Consider the following 19,983-nt stretch of genomic DNA (forward strand, 5'->3'; position numbering starts at 1 on the left):
AGTTAAAATGAAAAAACTTTTAGTAAAATTATTTAAAAAAGATAATTCAAAAGAAAAAAAGCCATTAAAATTAAGAATTAAAAATTCTTTTAAAAAGCAGTGGTTAAAAATAGTATTAAGTATCATTTTCATCTTTATAAGCTTATTAATTTATACATTAACAGCAATCGATACTAAATGAATAACTGGAACAAGTGACGAATTTAATGATTTTATGAATAAAGAAATGGTTAATTTCTTCGGCGAGTTCAATAGTGGTATTATGCTGGCGGGAATATTTGTTTTTTGATGAGGCGGAGCAATATATTTTGCAATTAAATTTGAAAAATTAATCCGCTTTATTATTCAAAAATTTAAAGCAAAAAGAGCGTTGAAAAATGAAATGAAACAAATTAATTAGTTCTTTAAAAAAATATTGATGGAGAATTTTACCTTACATTTTTATGATTACTATCTTTTTCATTCCATTTTTAAAATTGGAAATTAATGATTTGAAATTATTATATGAAAAATTTGAAGCATTAATTTCACTTGTGATATTAGGATATTTAGATATATGCATTACAATAGCGGTAATTATGAACCGTAGCATTGAATGACTTATTAAAAAAATCAAAACTAAAAGAACAACGAAAAATAAAATATTTTAAAAAGGAGTGATAAAAATGTTTATGAAAATATTTACCGTGCTAACTATTAGTTTCAATAACATTTTTACTATTCCCTCAAACATTAATAATGATAAAACAACAACACAATCACTAATTAGAAACAAAAGACAAAATAATGAATCATACGAATTAAAATTATCTAGTGCAAAAATAACAATAGACTTGGTACATAACCTTTAATTTTATCTACTATTTTGATAATTATTTTTTAGATGAAATACAAATGTTAGATAAATACAAAGATAAAAATGAATTTTATAGTTTAGTCGGCATAAAATGTTATAGTTATGTACCAAGTCTAATAAACAAATATGCAGGTGTGCCAATTGAAAATATAGAAAATCTTTACTACTTAGATTTTTCGGAAGAAGATAAAAATGAACTCTTAAATGCACCTAAATGAATAAAAAATCAATATGGGTCTTTAAACAACGCTTACTTTTATAAAAATGACAACGGCTGAAAATCAATTCAAAAATTAGGCATAAACATAACAGATAAAATAAAATTTAAGGGAAATAAAATAAATTTAAAACTTACAAGATGAAAAAGTATAATGAAGTTAGTAGCTATTGAAGCAAAAACAGAAACTAAACCAAGTACTGACATTGATTTACCAGAAACAACCACCAAATTTGATGGCAACCATAACTATAACGATATTATTGATAATCTTGATTACTTAATGATTCACCGTGGTGATTTTGATAAATTTAATTACTCGTATCTCTATTGAACGCCAGTTTTTAATTTCATTGACACCTTAGAAAAAGGTTATTACAAAGAATTTACGATTAAAAATCACGGCTTTAAAGACGAGAGCTATTTTTATCATAAAACTTCTAGTGATAAAAATGTAGTAAATGAGAATGTTTTGAAAATTAAGGCATTTAACAAAACTCTAATTGCCGGAAATAAGTATTTACAATTGCTACACGGTGAAAAGGAAATCTGAAAATATGACACTGCGAACTCTAACGATTATTACCTAATTAAGTATCTTTTTGGCACCTTAAATTACCTCAATGTTAGATTTAGTTTTCTACGCTATGACCCGGATTTAAAAAATGATATTTACCTTTATTTTAAAAACAACATTCTTGGTATTAACAATAACGATTACAAAAATGTTTTTGACGAAATCTACGAAATCCTTGGTAACTTCTTTGCCAGTTTATTTTATGCTACTTTTGATATGGATGAGAAAACTTACACTGAAATTGATTTTAAAGGCGTAGATAATTATAACAAGAACTACTTTATTCAAATTGGATTTTTTTATCGCTCGTTAATTACTTTTTATCCCAAAAAATACTTAATAAATGTTATAGGAAATTCAGAATTATTACTAAGAAGTTATTTTTTTACTTTTGATAAAAAAACACACCAAGAAAATTATAATGCCATTAAAAACAACAATAGCATTTATCAAATTGATTTTAATGTCCTTAAATCCTATGACAATAAACTGATTACCTTGCCAACCAGCAAGGACACTAACAGTATTAATTATCTCAATACCCATATTGATATTCGTTACGGTATTAATATTTTTACCTTAACTTTTCCACTTTATCACAAAGGTAATACCTCTAACTACAATTTTAAAATTTATGACTTTAATGTCTTAAATTCCACAGCCTTTATTCCTGACGGTTCAAATAACGGTGAATGAGACGATTTAATTCCACCAGCAAATTGCAAATATTCTGGACGATGAATACCAACCTTTAATGATATTGGTTGTGCCATTCAAAATGCTGGTATCAAAATGATAAACTGAATGCTGACAGCGTCACAAATCATTACCATTTTACGACCATTAGCAATTATTGCAAAAGCGACAGTTAACTTTTCAACCGCGATTTTTCCAGTGTTTAAAACCGTACCAGCTTTTTACTATACCTTTCAATTTTTAATTGGTTTTGCCATTTTTCTAATGATATTAAGAATTTTTGTATAATATATATATATGCCAAATTGTAAAGTTAAGTGCAACTAAATTATTTTTCTAACCAAATATTCGATTGGCGAAAGATAATTTAGTATTTTTCTTGGTCTTTGGTTTAAAGACAATATAAATTTATGAACTGCATTTTTAGTAGTGTTTGAAAAATTAAATTTTTTAGGAAATTTTTCTCTAATTAAACCATTAGTATTTTCATTAGTACCTCTTTGTCAAGGTGAATATGCATCAGCAAAATAAATTTTCACATTTAAATTTTTTTCAAGTTGTTGTCAATTAGCAAATTCTTTACCCCTATCAAATGTTATAGTCTTAACAAGATTATTTGGAAGAATTGATAAATAATGACTAATATTTTTGTTAATAACTTTAGTAGTTCTATTTTCAACTAATATTGCTAAAGTAAATCTTGATGTTCTTTCAACTAAAGTTATTAAACATGATTTACTTTTACCTCGTGATGATACTACAGTATCACCTTCTCAATGGCCAAGAGTTATGCGATTATTAACATTTCGTTCTTTAATGGATTTACCATTAAATTTACCCCGATTTTCTTGAGATTTTCGTTTCTTACCTTTTCTTCTTGCCAAATTGTAAAGTTAAGTGCAACTAAATTATTTTTCTAACCAAATATTCGATTGGCGAAAGATAATTTAGTATTTTTCTTGGTCTTTGGTTTAAAGACAATATAAATTTATGAACTGCATTTTTAGTAGTATTTGAAAAATTAAATTTTTTAGGAAATTTTTCTCTAATTAAACCATTAGTATTTTCATTAGTGCCTCTTTGTCAGGGTGAATATGCATTAGCAAAATAAATTTTCACATTTAAATTTTTTTCAAGTTGTTGTCAATTAGCAAATTCTTTGCCCCTATCAAATGTTATAGTCTTAACAAGATTATTTGGAAGAATTGATAAATAATGGCTAATATTTTCGTTAATAACTTTAGTAGTTCTATTTTCAACTAATATTGCTAAAGTAAATCTTGACGTTCTTTCAACTAAAGTTATTAAACATGATTTACTTTTACCCCGTGATGATACTACAGTATCACCTTCTCAATGGCCAAGAGTTACGCGATTATTAACATTAGCATTTCGTTCTTTAATGGATTTACCATTAAATTTACCCCGATTTTCTTGAGATTTTCGTTTCTTACCTTTTCTTCTTAAATTTTTATTAGTAACTTTTTCAAGTAATCCAGAATAAATTCAATTGTAAATTGTTTTAAAACTAATAATTCATTCTTGATGAAAATTTTTAATTCTGCCATAAATTTGTTCAGGCGATCAACCTAATAATAATTTTTGTTGTACATATTTTACTAATTCTCTATTTTTAAATTTATGAAAATAAACATGTAATTGTTTTCTATTTTCTGCTTTATTTTGTGCAATTAATGAAAAATAATGATTATTATCTTTATTTCTATTAACTTCTCGATTAATAGTACTAATACTTCGATTAAGATTTTTAGCTATTTCACTAATTTTTACTTTAAATTTCAATTGATTCTCAATATAAATTCTTTCATCTATGCCAAGATGTTTGTATCCCATATAAAAACTCCTTAAATTTACTTTTTCTAAAATAAACTTAGCATCATGAAATTTTTATATGAAATCTTTTGCAATTTTATTTACTTGCACTTACAAGTATAATTCAGCATGTTTAATAACTTTAGTTGAAAGAACGTCAAGATTTACTTTAGCAATATTAGTTGAAAATAGAACTACTAAAGTTATTAACGAAAATATTAGCCATTATTTATCAATTCTTCCAAATAATCTTGTTAAGACTATAACATTTGATAGGGGCAAAGAATTTGCTAATTGACAACAACTTGAAAAAAATTTAAATGTGAAAATTTATTTTGCTAATGCATATTCACCCTGACAAAGAGGCACTAATGAAAATACTAATGGTTTAATTAGAGAAAAATTTCCTAAAAAATTTAATTTTTCAAATACTACTAAAAATGCAGTTCATAAATTTATATTGTCTTTAAACCAAAGACCAAGAAAAATACTAAATTATCTTTCGCCAATCGAATATTTGGTTAGAAAAATAATTTAGTTGCACTTAACTTTACAATTTGGCTAAAGTAAACAAATCTCGTTTACATCACAAAACACAAACGGTTAATTTAGTATTAACTGACCAAGAAATTGCTAAAGATTATCTTGGTTATCACCATAATGAAGACAAATACGAAAAATATTTACAACAAGTAAAAAAACTATTAAATCTAACTTTCTTTATTGCGATACTAAATTTAGCATTTGCAATTAGTATTAGTATTATATTTAGTACCTTTTAAAAAGTGAGGTTGAATAACCTCACTTTTTGGTGCTAACTTATTTATTAATTCACGACTGTTCTAAAACCTTAAAGTATAGTTTATTATCATTATTACGAGAATAAAATCATCATCCCGCATAAGCAATAATATCACCATTACTATTTAAAATATGTCATTCATTATTTTTAATTTCAGCATCGTGTTTTCTTTGTTCACTAACAACAAGAGGTTTTTCTTTTTGCGAATGACTATTAAAAAACGCTACCGCATAATCACCAACCCCAACAACAGCATTAGCATAATCAGCGATTAATGCATAATCAGTCATTCATAATTTACGGGACTTTTTTAAAGCAATATTTTTATTATCACTACTCGTAATTTTACTTAACAATGTTCGTGGTGGCACACCATGAATATTCTGCTCATTAATTTGTTCATTATTAATATATTCATTACTCATTAGTGAATGCCGATCTTGTTCATTACACGACTCATCAGTGACAATGCAATTATAATTTTTATCCAAATCATCTTGAGTTGTAATCTTAACTAATCGTGAAGTACCATCACGATTAGTTAGTTTTAAATAATCATAATCAGCATTAGCATCCATATATCCTCAAATAATACTTCGTTCACTATATGATGACAAATGTCCCATGACAACATCTTCATCCATTCTTAAAACTTTTTGCAAAGCATTTACTAAACCAGTATCAACTTTAATATGATTACTTATTTGTTTATCTTCATCTAAGACATAAGGATTAGCACCCATCGCATTTAAAAGCGCCAATTCTTTAAAAATTAGATTATGGTTATTAAAACTAGTTTGTTGTTTTCCATGAAAAGATTGCGTAAATAAACTGTTATTAAGTGTTAACGGTAATCAATCACGAGTTAGAAACATTCGCATTTGATTAAAATAATCCAAATGAGAAAGTTTGCCTTGTAAACCAATAGTAACTTTTTTTGATGTTTCAAAATTATCATCCTCAAATTCAGAATATTTAATTGCTAACGACGCCCACAGTGGTTTTTTGACTTTTTCTTCATTATAAGTTGCAATTAACTCATCATAATTAATTTTTGAAAAATCAAAATCCGCAACTTTAAAATTTTCATCATTCGTTCACAAAATTGGAATAATAAACTTTAAAAAGTATTGTTGAATTCAACTTGTTAAATAACCATTAAAACTAATTGTTGAATCAATTAAACGATTAATTCTCCCATTAGCAACACGCATTGCCTCATTAACATCATTCCTTGTTAATTGTCCAATTGCTTTTTTCTGATTACTTTGTGGTAAAAAAATTTCAATCGTTTTAAATTGCGTAAACAAATCAGAATTTTTTAATTGAAATAGCGTTAACTCCTTCTCAACATTACTATAAGTATCAATCCCATCAAAAATTCAATTATTATTTTCATTTTTAATCGCAAATGAACTGGTAGTACTTAATTTTTTAATATCATTTGCTAACACAAATAAATCTAAATACGATAATTTTGTTTTATCTTCATTTTTATCAAGCGTTGTTTTTCCTACCAATGCTAATTGTTTTTCGTATATTTCATCCAAATAACTATAAGCAACTTCACGATTGTAAACCTTAGGAATCGTAATTTCTTTTTTATTAATGTTACCAAAACGATTAGTTAAATAATTTCAAGTAACAGTTTTATTAATTCTTTCGCGAAATCTCCGACTTTCAACTCAACCACCATAATGATAACTAGTAGATTCATCATTAGCATATCAAGCCATTTTGTAAGTAGTATAAGTAGTAAACAAATAATTTTTTAATGAATCAAGTTTATTTCTTAAAGGATTATTGCCTTTTCTCGCAAAAAAGTCAGCAATTTCATTTTCTACACCACTTAAAATAGTTTGTAATAAAACTTTAACACTCATTAAGTTTTTACCTCATAAACGACCCATTGGCATACCTCGTAAACTATAATCTGGTACCCAAGGGGGCGGACTATCACCAACAATTGAAATTTTTTCAAAAGTTAAAATTTCTATTCCTCAAGGAACATTATTATAGAATCAATTTACCAAATCTGGTAATAGTCCTCAGCCACTTCGATAAACATTAGCTAAATGCGTATTTTGTTTTAAATCACTAACTTTAATGGGAACATTTAATGAGGACCTAGCATCATTAGTAAACTTATTAGCATCATATTCTAATAATTTACGAACAAAATTATCAGTCGCCGCAATAACAACAGGACCACGACGACAACTAACCGTCCCTTTTTCGGTAATATTTTCTTCACATTTAATAGTTTCAGCATTAAATCGTGTTTGTAAGTTAAGTGTTGTTTGACCCTCATAGTTAATAGTTGTACTGCGACTTAAAGTAATAATAAAGGGAATAATTAGCGAAAAGAAAAATATTAGCGACAATAATGCTAAAATAACACGATTGCGATAAGCGCCATTTCATCATTCAAGAAACCTATATTTTCAAATTGTAACATTTCACTTCATAGTATTTATCCTTTTCTCTTACTTACTTCATTTCTTAAATTCTTTAACTGTTGCTAATACTTGATGAGTATTAGTAATATTATGTCACATTGGTATTATTTTCTCATTATAGTTATGCATTAACGGATTATAACTAGTTGTACTAATGACTTCACCTACCCTATTGATTGAAGGAATTGCTGAAATTAATGACTTAGTATATGGATGTACGGGATGATAAAATATTTCATCAGCAAGACCAATTTCTAAAATTTTACCATTTTTAATAACAGCAATCCGATCACAAATATAATGCACCATTCTTAAATCATGGGCAATTAATAAAATTGAAAGTTGATATTTTTCTCGTAAATCTTTTAAAATATTAATTACTTGTGATTGAATGGAAACATCCAAAGCTGATATCGGTTCATCAGCAACTAATAATGCTGGTTTCATTACTAATGTTCGCGCAATACCAATTCTTTGTTTTTGACCTCCAGAAAACTCACCGGAAAATCTACTACCATGTTCTGGCAGTAAACCAACTGATTGTAAGGTGTCATAAGCTAATTGATGAGTTTTAGCTTTAACAGCACCACGACTATATTCATTCGCTAACTGAAAATCTAAAAAAAGTTTTTTACTTTTATACAAGTTAACACCATATAACTTGGCTTCATAAGTTGTAACTAATTCCTTTAATTGACTAACAAATGTTTTTTTATTAGCAACTATCCCTTGATATTTTTCATTATGATATTTTTCATTAATTTTTTCATAATTATTATCACGAGAATTAATTTTATTTCGCTCCTGTAATAATATTTTTTTAATATCTTGATTTTTAAAAACATATCCTTTTTTTAAAACTCTTAACTTACTTTTATATTTCTTAATAATTTGCTGAGTTTTTTCTTTATTAATTGTTTTAGTTGGTAATTTCAAAAGATGCTGTAATTTAGTTGTCACGGTATTAATATCAGCACCAAATTTTATTTTTAAAAGTTTGAAATCATTACGCATATTTTTTAAAGCCCTTTTCCGAGCTAGTTTTCGCTGTCAAGCTTGGGTTTTTAAAACATCAATTTGCTTTTTATCAAATTCAATTTTAGCATTAAAATTAACATTAATATCTTTAACCCGATTATAATAGTTTTTAAAAATAATTTCCTGTTCTGCTTCGCTAATAAAATTTTTGCGATCAGTTTGTTTTTGCTTATTTAATTTACTCATTAATGATTGTAAATCTTGCGAAATTTTTATTAATTTAATGCGCTCTTGTTTTCTAATTTGTTTTAATTCTTGTTTTGCCTCATAAACATCATTTCTTGTATCATACAATAACTGATACTTATATCGTGTTCCTTCTTTTTGTAAAAGATTAATTTTATTTTTTTCTTCGCGATTTTGTAAATCAATTTCTAATTTAGTAACTTTTCAATCACTTTTTCAAATATTTCTTAATTTCTTAACTTCTTTAAGATTATTTTTCTTTTCCGCAATCCGAATATCTTTAGTATAAAAACTATCAATCTCTTGTTTTCTTACTTGTAATTGTTGTAAATTACTATTAATAGTTTCTTGATGAAAATTAATTAAATTAGTAATTCGCATTAAATTATTATCATTTTCATAAGTTAAGCGCTCTTGAATATCATTCAAATGAATTAAAGCTTCATTTAATTTTTCTTTATAAATTGTTTCAACTTGATAAATTTCTTTTTCAATAAGTTCCTTTTTATCTTTTAAAGGAGTAATTTTCTTATTAAAAATCTTATCTCATTTCCGATTTCATTTTTTTATTCCTGATAAATTTTGTAAATCATTTTTATAAGATAACTGTTCTTTCTTTAACACATCATTTCTGGTAGCAATTAATAAGCGGTGCTTAGTTTTAGCACCTTTTAAAGAATAACGATAAGATGAAACAATATCTTGTGATTCATAACTAATACTTTTAATCATATTCTCTTTAGTACGATACCACTGCTGATAAATATTTATTAATTGGGCAACTAATAAATCATATTGCTTAATAATTTCCTCATCACAAGAAGTTAATTTCCGATATCACATCAAAGCAATTTTGCGTTCTTTTTTAAACCATTTTGCTTCCGCAGAATATGAATTATAGTTATTAAATCCTTCCAAAACAATATCCAACACCCGCTTAGAAGGATTTAAACTCGTTGCTGGATCTTGAAAAATCATTTGCACATTTTTCGATAACCACTCATTAGTTGTTTTTTTAATATCGGCAGGATTATGTGGTAATCGTTTATCTTTTATTTTAATATGTCCTAAAGCATGCTTATTTAAACCTAATATAGTTCGTCCAATTGTTGTCTTCCCACTACCAGATTCACCAACTAAACCAAAAATTTCACCTTTATTAATGTCAAAACTTACCTTATTAACAGCAATAAAAGGTTTACCTTGTTGACTATAAATCACAGCTAACTTATCAACTTTTAAAATTGTATCCGTAGAATTTGACATTATTTTACTCCTTTAGTTTATTATCTAATGTTGTTTTTTAAACTGGTGATGGCGTTTTTTAATTATATCGGGAACATTAATTTTTATTGCCCGCGAATCATACAATCAAGATGCGACAAAATGCGTATTACTAATTTTAAAAAATGGTGGATGAGCAACAAAATCAATATCCAAAGCATACTCATTTCTAGTAACAAAAGCATCACCGATAATATTATTAAAATTAGAAGGAACACTTCCCGGAATTGAATATAACTTTTGCCCTAAATTAACATCTGGCATTGACTGAATTAACCCTCAAGTATATGGATGTTTACTGTTATATAATACTTCTTTACTTTTTCCATACTCAATAATCTTTCCAGCATACATTATAGCAATCCGGTCAGCAATTGAACCAACAACCCCTAAATCATGGGAAATAAAAATAATTGAAACATTAAAAACATCTTTAATTTCACGAATTAATTCCAAAATTTCTGCTTGAATTGTTGGATCTAACGCTGTTGTTGGTTCATCAAAAATAATAATCTTTGGTTGACATAACAGAGCTGCGGCAATACACACTCGTTGTCGCATTCCCCCCGATAATTGATGAGGATATAACTTCATTACTTGATTAGCATTAGTAATACCCACTCTTAACATTAAATTAATTGCATCTTGTTTAGCATCTTTTTTACTTGCGGAACGAAAATTTATTAATGCCCCCTCAATTAACTGTAAACCAATTTTCATTGTCGGATTTAAAGCAGTCATTGGATTTTGAAATACTTGTGAAATAACTCTGCCTCGTAATTCTGATTCTTCTCAATCTGACTCATCAAATTTAGTAACATCAATCCCATCAACAATTACCCTGCCCTCTTCAATAACAGCAGCATTTGATAATAATCCAATTAATGTTGAAGTAATAACTGACTTACCACTACCAGATTCACCAATAATTGCTAAAACTTCTTTTTCATAAAGTTCAAATCCCGTATTACGAATAACTGTATTATGAGTTTTTTTAGCTTTATTGTAAAAAGTTACCTTTAAATCTTCAATTTTAACCATAATTTTCTCTTTTTTACTCATTATTGTGACTTCCTTATAATATCTTGAATGCCATTACCAATTAATTGAATTGCAATCGTAATAACCATTAAAGTTATTACAGGAACAATAATTTGTCGCGGATATACTAATGCCGTTAATCGTGCTTTATTAATCATATTACCTAAAGTAATCGCATCCGGCACTGATAAACCAATAAAACCTAATGAAGCTTCACTAATAATTGCAATCGGAATTGTTGCGACTAAACCAGTAATAATAATTGGCAAGGCCACCGGAATAAAATTAATTAATTGTTGATATCACGGCGTTCCTAAAATTTTTGAAGCAACAAAATAATCTAACTGCTTATTTTTTAATACTTGTGCTCTTACTTGCAAACTCATATTAATTCATCCCGTTAATGTTAACCCTAATGCCATCGTTCAAAAAGTTGGTTGCAACGCTGTTGCCACAATTATTAAAATTAAAATGCTGGGAATATTTGTTAAAATTTTAATAATAAACTGCAAAATTTTATCAACTTTACGATAATAACCCATTAATAGACCTAAAGTAACCCCAACAATTAAATCAACAATAACAACAACAAATGCCAAACCTAAAGAATATCTGGTAGCATGCCATAACATCGCTCAAACATCTCTTCCTTGTCCATCAGTACCAAAAATATATCCGTTTTTAAAAAACCCATAATGTTGTTGTTCAGGTTTTAAAAGATTAGCATCAGTTCATATTAGTGGAAAAATTAAAGAAAGTAAAATTAACAAACCAAAAATAATTATTCCTGCTAAAGCAAAACGATTAGCAATAATTGCTAAATAAAACTCTCGCGAACGATTAATCGGTTTTGTTGCCAATTTTTCTGTTGTCAGAAAATTTTGACGAACTAATTTAAAGTTTTTAAAATCTTCAGAATTTGTTTTTTTCATTAATAATAACCCCTATCCAATTCTTGTCCGTGGATCTAATATCGTATATAAGATATCACGAATAAAGAAACCAATAACCGTAATAAAACTTAAAACTAAAACCACACCCATAACAACATCATAATCCTTAGCTTGAATCGCTCTAATTAGAATTTGTCCACTTCCCGGAATCGCAAACACTGTTTCAATAATAATTGAACCAATCATTGATGCTAAAACTGCTAACGGTAAAAAAGTGGCAATGGGAAAAAATGCTGGTTTTAAAACATGTCTTCAAGTTATTCGCCGATTTTTACAACCTTTAATTTTTGCAAATTGAACATACTGCGAACTAAACTCTTGTTGAATTGATGTTCGTAAATAACGCACATACCCAGCAACACTAGGAAGCGCAATTGCTAATGAAGGTAATATTAAAGTTATCGGATTTAAGGGGTCATAAATATATGGAATATGAACTTTAAAAGCAAATAATAATAGCAAAATCGCAAAAACAAACGAAGGGATTGCAAAACCGGCAGCAATAAACACTGTTGCTAAACTATCAATTAATGTCCCTGGTCTTCTACCAACAAAAATCCCTAAAGGAATACCAATACATAAAGCAATAACTAAACCAAGAAAACCAACGCGAAAGGAAACCAATAACTTTTGAAATAAAAATTGTTCTACTAATTGCTGGGGATACAAAAATGTTGAAATTCCTAATTGCCCTTTAGTAACTAAATTAGCAAAATATTTCCCATATCTTACTCAAATACTAAGATCTAAACCTAACTGGTCACGAATTATTTTTTGAGCATCTTTAGATAAACTAGGATCAACAGCTGCTTCATTACCACGAATCGCATTCATTAAAAAGAAAACAATTGTTAACACGATTCAAGCAATAACAATAAATTCAACAATCAAAAACACATATTTCTTTATAGACTGTTGCAAATTATAACTTAATAACATTTTATTTTCTCCTTACTAATTTCTAGATACTTAAATCATCTTTATTAAATGCCTCACATCCTTTTAAAGGAAAGATTGAATTATTTGGTTTATTTTGACAATTATATCCTCATTGCACCTCAGGCATATTTATCCCTGCTGCTTGTGAATAACCCAAAATTCTTTCTCCCGCCCATCCAGCACTAGAATTACTTAGCATAATAACTGGTGATTCTAATTTAATTATCGCTTCTAAAATCGCATAAATGCGAAAAGCAATATGAGGGGCAAAAGTTGCTAAACCACTAATAGCATAATCTTTATCTTGGGGCATTTTAAAACCAGTTTCTTTATCAAATAAACTCGCTAAGCCATCACCAAACTTATTTTGTAAAATAGCATTTAATTGCTGAAAATTATCAATATTATTTTCCCTATTTTTCACTAAACCATTAACAGCAAAGTTATTACCATTAGTATCATACGGTGTAAATAAAGCATTTAACCACAAAAATTCAGATGGGGTAACTTCAAAGTCTTTAAAAAATGAATTAGAATTTCTAAGTTCTGTTACAGAATTAAATTTTTTAATAAAATTTTCATAAAAATTTCATGTTCCGGTTGGATTTTGTACATATCGTAAATCACCCTGATCTCAATAAACCTTAGCAAGAATTTCTAAATAATCAAAAGCATTAATTTTTTTTCCTTTCACACTACTGTATAATAAATCATATTCACCAACGCCTAATTTGCTTAAAAAGATTGACCGCGCCTGCCCTTCCAATTTAATGTTAATTTCTGGAAAATTGCGTTCAATTTTTTGTTTTAAAAGCAACATCGCATCACTAGCAGTTGTTGATGCTGATAAATCATATAATAATGTTAATGTCTCTTTACCACTACTCATTAACCGATATTTATTATAAAATTTTTGGGCAATTGCTTTATTATGTAAACGATCAGTACGATCAATATTTGCTTGCACTTTATCATAAAACACTCGTTGATCAAAACGATAATACGCTAACGGTACTCGATCTTGTTTTGCATTATCACCGACAACATCCACTTCATACTTTGGTTGTCCATTATCAGTTACTAAAGTTTCTCTAAAAGCCATATCATTACCATCATTACGACTTAATAAAGTTGTTAAAGTATCAGCCGGAATACCCCCATTATCATTTTGACTAAGCAAAAACTCATGGCGATCAATTCCATATTGAATCGCATTTCGTAAATACCGTCCTTTTTCATTATCAAATTTATTACTTGTATTATTAAAAGCTAAATATTCTGAATCTCTTGTGGACATTCCTTGAAATAAAAACCGGCGTAAGACGGGATTATTTAAAAATCGTGGTAATAATTCTTTGGGAATATCTGATTTTCCAACAACACCCGATTCAAATAAAATTGATGATGTTACGGTATCTTGAACTACTTTATACTTTCAAGCATTAGCCGAAATTCTTTCACGATCTCAATAATCTTCATTTTTCAGAAAAACCGTATCATTATCAAAATCAGTACGATAAATTTTAAAAGCACCATTACCTAAAACCGTATCTTTAGAAGTACCTCAAAGATTACCATATTTTGCAATAACATCTTTTCTTGAAGGAAGTAACGCCGGAGAAAACAACTTTTTAATAAAATCTGCCGTTAACTTTGCAACTGCTGTCGGATTAAAACCAGTTGCAAAATTAATATATAATAAGTCATTACCAATTGCTTTAATCCCCAAATTATCTTCACTAACTTTTTTGTCTAAATATGCTTTAGCATTATTAATTCCCACTTTACTAGTATCCGTTAAATCATCAACATTAGCAGAACCATTACTAGCATCCAAAACATAACGAACACTATTAACAAAATCAGATGCCAAAACATTTTTGCCATCATGTCACAATGCTGGTCGCTCCTGAAAAAACTCTTGACCATTTTCGCGATAAGGTAAATCTTTATTAGCAAATGGTGCATATCTTAGTTTGATAATAAATTCTTTAAATTTTCGTGATTCATTATTATTTACTTTATCACCATAATTAACAACAAAAATATCTTTCGCAACGCCATACCAAAATTCAGTTGTACTAGAAATTACTCTTGTACTTTCATTAGCAATAGCATTTAATTGCTGATTTAATTGACTAGGATTTGTTAAAACCTTATCTAAATCTAAATTTTCATTATTAATATCCATTTCCTTAATAACAACACCCTGATTGCCATTTACTTTTGTCATTTCTAACACTTCATTACTTGATTTTTGATCAGCCGGAGCATTATGAAATAATCCTTCAATAAAAGCAAATAAATATTGCGAATTATAACTATGTTTATCATATTTTAAATAATTCAATGATTTAATGGCATCCGCTTGAGCAATAACAAAATTAAGCGACATTGAATTACAAGCCACTAAAAATAATACTGAATTTATTATTGTTATTTTAGATAAAATTATTTTAAGTAGGTTTCTTTTCATATTTTTTCTTATAACCTCAAACTTTTTATAAAAAAGTGTGCCAATTATTTGTTTAGAAAGCACACTTTATAAAATGAATAACCAATGATGTCATTCTTTTTATATTAACGATAATATTACTAGATTTTCCTATCTATGTCAAGAATTAAATGCGGGACGGTCGCGTTTAGTTTTCTTAGGTATTGCTTTGAAGAAGTAAAACAATCAGCTAATTATATTATTTAATTACTAAACTAACCCTACCTTTCTTGTTATTGTCATTTTTATTCATTACCATTTTATCATATTATTGAATTTTTACACAATAAAAATTATTAATATTATTAAATTTTCACTAATGCTGAATTATACTTGTAAGTGCAAGTAAATAAAATTGCAAAAGATTTCATATAAAAATTTCATGATGCTAAGTTTATTTTAGAAAAAGTAAATTTAAGGAGTTTTTATATGGGATACAAACATCTTGGCATAGATGAAAGAATTTATATTGAGAATCAATTGAAATTTAAAGTAAAAATTAGTGAAATAGCTAAAAATCTTAATCGAAGTATTAGTACTATTAATCGAGAAGTTAATAGAAATAAAGATAATAATCATTATTTTTCATTAATTGCACAAAATAAAGCAGAAAATAGAAAACAATTACATGTTTATTTTCATAAATTTAAAAATAGAGAATTAGTAAAATATGTACAACAAAAATTATTATTAGGTTGATCGCCTGAACAAATTTATGGCAGAATTAAAAATTTTCATCAAGAATGAATTATTAGTTTTAAAACAATTTACAATTGAATTTATTCTGGATTACTTGAAAAGGTTACTAGTAAAAATTTAAGAAGAAAAGGTAAGAAACGAAAATCTCAAGAAAATCGGGGTAAATTTAATGGTAAATCCATTAAAGAACGAAATGTTAATAATCGCATAACTCTTGGCCATTGAGAAGGTGATACTGTAGTATCATCACGAGGTAAAAGTAAATCATGTTTAATAACTTTAGTTGAAAGAACATCAAGATTTACTTTAGCAATATTAGTTGAAAATAGAACTACTAAAGTTATTAACAAAAATATTAGTCATTATTTATCAATTCTTCCAAATAATCTTGTTAAGACTATAACATTTGATAGGGGTAAAGAATTTGCTAATTGACAACAACTTGAAAAAAATTTAAATGTGAAAATTTATTTTGCTGATGCATATTCACCTTGACAAAGAGGTACTAATGAAAATACTAATGGTTTAATTAGAGAAAAATTTCCTAAAAAATTTAATTTTTCAAACACTACTAAAAATGCAGTTCATAAATTTATATTGTCTTTAAACCAAAGACCAAGAAAAATACTAAATTATCTTTCGCCAATCGAATATTTGGTTAGAAAAATAATTTAGTTGCACTTAACTTTACAATTTGGCTTAATATCATTAAATAAGAATTTATATTATTTTTTCAGCATATTAAATACTAGTTCTAAAAACATTTATCATTAAAGAAGAAAAATAAGCTAACTAAACTTTATTAAAATTACTATCAAGAAAGGTAATTTATTATGTTAGAAATTAATAATAATGTAAAAACCCCGGAAAATAAGCATTGATTAAACTTATTTACAACCCATAAAAATATGTACACCAATAAATGCGAACAACTAGCTAATGAATACGAAAAATTAGATGAATACTTATATAAATATCATTATCGCTTAAAACAAGGTTATAAAGTAGTTCATTTTGCATCAAGAACAATTATTACAATTTTTGGTGATGTTAATTTTAAACGACGCCGATATAAATATTGAAATAAAAAATCAGGTAAATTTGAATATGTATGTTTGTTAGACAAAGAAATTGGTCTATTACCCAAACAACGCATTTATTTTGATGTCCAATTTAAAGTTTTAAGTCTTCTGGGTGATGGTAAGCGGTATCGCGATGTTTTAGACGCTCTAAATCATTGTTATATTTCAAAAGCTAGTATTTCAAATATTTTAAATAAATACGATATTGCCGAATATTTTCAACTAGCAGAAAAAGAAACTAAAAATAGAATTGATGTCAAAAGTAAGGATTTATATATTCAACTAGATGAGACATTTTTAGCGACATTAGACCATAAAGTTAAACAAGACCAAAGAATTCGTTTAGTTACTTTTCACACCGGACATAAAGAAAAAAACGACAACAATGCTCGTAGAGAATTAGAAAACAAACGAGGTCATTTTCTAATGTTAAAAGTTGGTAAACGAATAAATACGATGGATTATCGTGACTTATTAATTAGAGAATTACAAAAACATTATGTGAATATTAATTATGACAAAATAATTGTTTGTGGCGATGGCGCTACTTGAATTAGAGAAATTGCCAATAGTTTTGGTAATGTTAGATATATTTTAGATGGGTATCACGCTATTAAAAAATTAAAACAAACGGCATTTAATATTATTTTTGAAAATCGCAAAGTAACACTAAATAGTTGAATTGAATTATATAAAAATGGTAATCATCAAGAATTAATCAAAAACATTCGCAATGGTGCTAAAAATGAATTAAATAAAGACATTAAAAAAAATTTAAGGAGGGCGAGTAATTATTTCGAAAACAACAAGCATGGTATTCATCATCAAAATTTAGAATGAAATATCGGTTGTAGCATTGAAAGTGATGTATCACATTTGGTAAAACAACAATTAGGATATGGGGCGAAAATATATAATCATAAAAATTTAAATAATCTATTACATTTAAGAATGGCAAATTTAAACAAATTAAATGTATTACATTACATTAATGAAAATATTAATTCAGAAATAGAAATCAGAAAAGAAATATATAAAAATTCATTATGAAATAAATATAATAATAAAAATGATGATAGTTGAATTAACTATAAAGGTAATGCTGTAACAAATAAATATAATAGATTTAAGTAAGTAAAAATATTAATTAAAAATGCCAAATTGTAAAGTTAAGTGCAACTAAATTATTTTTCTAACCAAATATTCGATTGGCGAAAGATAATTTAGTATTTTTCTTGGTCTTTGGTTTAAAGACAATATAAATTTATGAACTGCATTTTTAGTAGTGTTTGAAAAATTAAATTTTTTAGGAAATTTTTCTCTAATTAAACCATTAGTATTTTCATTAGTACCTCTTTGTCAAGGTGAATATGCATCAGCAAAATAAATTTTCACATTTAAATTTTTTTCAAGTTGTTGTCAATTAGCAAATTCTTTACCCCTATCAAATGTTATAGTCTTAACAAGATTATTTGGAAGAATTGATAAATAATGACTAATATTTTTGTTAATAACTTTAGTAGTTCTATTTTCAACTAATATTGCTAAAGTAAATCTTGATGTTCTTTCAACTAAAGTTATTAAACATGATTTACTTTTACCTCGTGATGATACTACAGTATCACCTTCTCAATGGCCAAGAGTTATGCGATTATTAACATTTCGTTCTTTAATGGATTTACCATTAAATTTACCCCGATTTTCTTGAGATTTTCGTTTCTTACCTTTTCTTCTTAAATTTTTACTAGTAACCTTTTCAAGTAATCCAGAATAAATTCAATTGTAAATTGTTTTAAAACTAATAATTCATTCTTGATGAAAATTTTTAATTCTGCCATAAATTTGTTCAGGCGATCAACCTAATAATAATTTTTGTTGTACATATTTTACTAATTCTCTATTTTTAAATTTATGAAAATAAACATGTAATTGTTTTCTATTTTCTGCTTTATTTTGTGCAATTAATGAAAAATAATGATTATTATCTTTATTTCTATTAACTTCTCGATTAATAGTACTAATACTTCGATTAAGATTTTTAGCTATTTCACTAATTTTTACTTTAAATTTCAATTGATTCTCAATATAAATTCTTTCATCTATGCCAAGATGTTTGTATCCCATATAAAAACTCCTTAAATTTACTTTTTCTAAAATAAACTTAGCATCATGAAATTTTTATATGAAATCTTTTGCAATTTTATTTACTTGCACTTACAAGTATAATTCAGCAAATTTAATAAAATTAATAATTTTTCATTAGACTTGGTACATAACCTTTAATTTTATCTACTATTTTGATAATTATTTTTTAGATGAAATACAAATGTTAGATAAATACAAAGATAAAAATGAATTTTATAGTTTAGTCGGCATAAAATGTTATAGTTATGTACCAAGTCTAATATTATTTACTAGGTGAAGTACAAATGTTAGATAAATACAAAGACGAAAATGAATTTTATAGTCTAATAGGCATAAAATATAAAACTTTCATGAAAATGGTAGAAATTTTAAAAGAAGCTAAAGCTAAACAAAAACAAATTGGTGGTAGACCAAATAAATTATCAATAGAGCAAAGATTACTTATGACTTTAGAATACTGAAAAGAATATAGTACATATCGTATTATTGCAAAAAAATATAATATTAGTCATGTTAGTTGTATTCGTAATATCTTTTGAGTTGAAAATACTCTAATAAAAAATAGTCACTTTCATATACCTGGCAAAAAGATATTATTGGAACATAAAGTTACTAATAATAATTTATTAGCAATTGATGCTACAGAAATTCCAATTGAAAGAATTAAAAAAAACTAAAATTA

At 26.7% G+C, this 19,983-nt stretch carries 17 protein-coding genes; 8 read left to right on the forward strand and 9 right to left on the reverse strand.

Annotation, left to right across the window (positions count from 1 at the left end; all coding sequences use genetic code 4):
* The first annotated feature begins 7 nt into the window (after positions 1-7).
* The 3 genes from ACFEL5_RS06265 to ACFEL5_RS06275 all read left to right on the forward strand — a co-directional run bounded on the left by ACFEL5_RS06265 (position 8) and on the right by ACFEL5_RS06275 (position 2,634).
* Entirely contained in the window at positions 8-400 is a 393-nt protein-coding gene (locus ACFEL5_RS06265; protein ID WP_375315250.1) for a hypothetical protein, read from the forward strand.
* A 265-nt stretch (positions 401-665) separates the two neighbouring features.
* On the forward strand, positions 666-851 hold the full coding sequence (locus ACFEL5_RS06270; RefSeq protein ID WP_375315251.1) for a hypothetical protein: 186 nt from the start codon (positions 666-668) through the stop codon (positions 849-851).
* 43 nt (positions 852-894) lie between these two features.
* The gene (locus ACFEL5_RS06275; protein WP_375315252.1) at positions 895-2,634 is read left to right on the forward strand and encodes a hypothetical protein; all 1,740 of its coding nucleotides are present in this window, start codon (positions 895-897) and stop codon (positions 2,632-2,634) included.
* A gap of 35 nt (positions 2,635-2,669) precedes the next feature.
* On the opposite strand, the gene ACFEL5_RS06280 is transcribed toward ACFEL5_RS06275, so the two are convergent.
* Both ACFEL5_RS06280 and ACFEL5_RS06285 read right to left on the reverse strand, forming a co-directional pair.
* Entirely contained in the window at positions 2,670-3,230 is a 561-nt protein-coding gene (locus ACFEL5_RS06280; protein WP_375315253.1) for an IS30 family transposase, read from the reverse strand.
* 19 nt (positions 3,231-3,249) lie between these two features.
* Positions 3,250-4,200, reverse strand: coding sequence for an IS30 family transposase (locus ACFEL5_RS06285; protein WP_375315254.1), 951 nt, complete (start codon positions 4,198-4,200; stop codon positions 3,250-3,252).
* A gap of 58 nt (positions 4,201-4,258) precedes the next feature.
* On the opposite strand from ACFEL5_RS06285, the gene ACFEL5_RS06290 reads away from it, so the two are divergent.
* A complete protein-coding gene (locus ACFEL5_RS06290) occupies positions 4,259-4,717 on the forward strand; it encodes an IS30 family transposase (protein ID WP_375315255.1) in 459 nt (152 codons plus the stop codon).
* Between the two features lie 19 nt (positions 4,718-4,736).
* Positions 4,737-4,961, forward strand: a complete 225-nt coding sequence (locus ACFEL5_RS06295; RefSeq protein WP_375315256.1) for a hypothetical protein — start codon at positions 4,737-4,739, stop codon at positions 4,959-4,961.
* Positions 4,962-4,998: 37 nt separating this feature from the next.
* Here ACFEL5_RS06295 and ACFEL5_RS06300 read toward each other — a convergent pair whose 3' ends face one another.
* From ACFEL5_RS06300 to ACFEL5_RS06325, 6 genes are read right to left on the reverse strand one after another with little or no spacing between them, the layout of a single operon-like run.
* Positions 4,999-7,449, reverse strand: a complete 2,451-nt coding sequence (locus ACFEL5_RS06300; RefSeq protein ID WP_375315257.1) for a hypothetical protein — start codon at positions 7,447-7,449, stop codon at positions 4,999-5,001.
* 18 nt (positions 7,450-7,467) lie between these two features.
* Entirely contained in the window at positions 7,468-9,930 is a 2,463-nt protein-coding gene (locus tag ACFEL5_RS06305; RefSeq protein ID WP_375315258.1) for an ATP-binding cassette domain-containing protein, read from the reverse strand.
* Between the two features lie 24 nt (positions 9,931-9,954).
* Positions 9,955-11,010 (reverse strand): ABC transporter ATP-binding protein, encoded by a 1,056-nt coding sequence (locus ACFEL5_RS06310; RefSeq protein ID WP_342189861.1) that lies wholly within the window; start codon positions 11,008-11,010, stop codon positions 9,955-9,957.
* The gene (locus ACFEL5_RS06315; RefSeq protein WP_342262846.1) at positions 11,010-11,921 is read right to left on the reverse strand and encodes an ABC transporter permease; all 912 of its coding nucleotides are present in this window, start codon (positions 11,919-11,921) and stop codon (positions 11,010-11,012) included. The genes ACFEL5_RS06310 and ACFEL5_RS06315 overlap by 1 nt, the downstream gene beginning before the upstream one ends.
* A gap of 12 nt (positions 11,922-11,933) precedes the next feature.
* The gene (locus tag ACFEL5_RS06320) at positions 11,934-12,863 is read right to left on the reverse strand and encodes an ABC transporter permease (protein WP_375315259.1); all 930 of its coding nucleotides are present in this window, start codon (positions 12,861-12,863) and stop codon (positions 11,934-11,936) included.
* 40 nt (positions 12,864-12,903) lie between these two features.
* On the reverse strand, positions 12,904-15,357 hold the full coding sequence (locus tag ACFEL5_RS06325; RefSeq protein ID WP_375315260.1) for an ABC transporter substrate-binding protein: 2,454 nt from the start codon (positions 15,355-15,357) through the stop codon (positions 12,904-12,906).
* Between the two features lie 447 nt (positions 15,358-15,804).
* Between ACFEL5_RS06325 and ACFEL5_RS06330 the strand changes: the two genes are divergently transcribed.
* Together ACFEL5_RS06330 and ACFEL5_RS06335 are read left to right on the forward strand one after the other, a co-directional pair.
* Entirely contained in the window at positions 15,805-16,749 is a 945-nt protein-coding gene (locus ACFEL5_RS06330; protein WP_338966716.1) for an IS30 family transposase, read from the forward strand.
* Between the two features lie 158 nt (positions 16,750-16,907).
* Positions 16,908-18,290, forward strand: a complete 1,383-nt coding sequence (locus tag ACFEL5_RS06335) for an Mbov_0401 family ICE element transposase-like protein (protein ID WP_375315261.1) — start codon at positions 16,908-16,910, stop codon at positions 18,288-18,290.
* A 45-nt stretch (positions 18,291-18,335) separates the two neighbouring features.
* Here the strand turns inward: ACFEL5_RS06335 and ACFEL5_RS06340 are convergent, their stop codons facing one another.
* Entirely contained in the window at positions 18,336-19,280 is a 945-nt protein-coding gene (locus ACFEL5_RS06340; RefSeq protein WP_338966716.1) for an IS30 family transposase, read from the reverse strand.
* Between the two features lie 305 nt (positions 19,281-19,585).
* Between ACFEL5_RS06340 and ACFEL5_RS06345 the strand changes: the two genes are divergently transcribed.
* Complete coding sequence (locus ACFEL5_RS06345) at positions 19,586-19,978, forward strand: transposase family protein (protein ID WP_375315019.1); 393 nt, start codon at positions 19,586-19,588, stop codon at positions 19,976-19,978.
* The last annotated feature ends 5 nt before the right edge of the window (positions 19,979-19,983 follow it).

Source organism: Spiroplasma endosymbiont of Tipula paludosa (assembly GCF_964264785.1).
Lineage (GTDB): Bacteria > Bacillota_I > Bacilli_A > Mycoplasmatales > Nriv7 > Nriv7.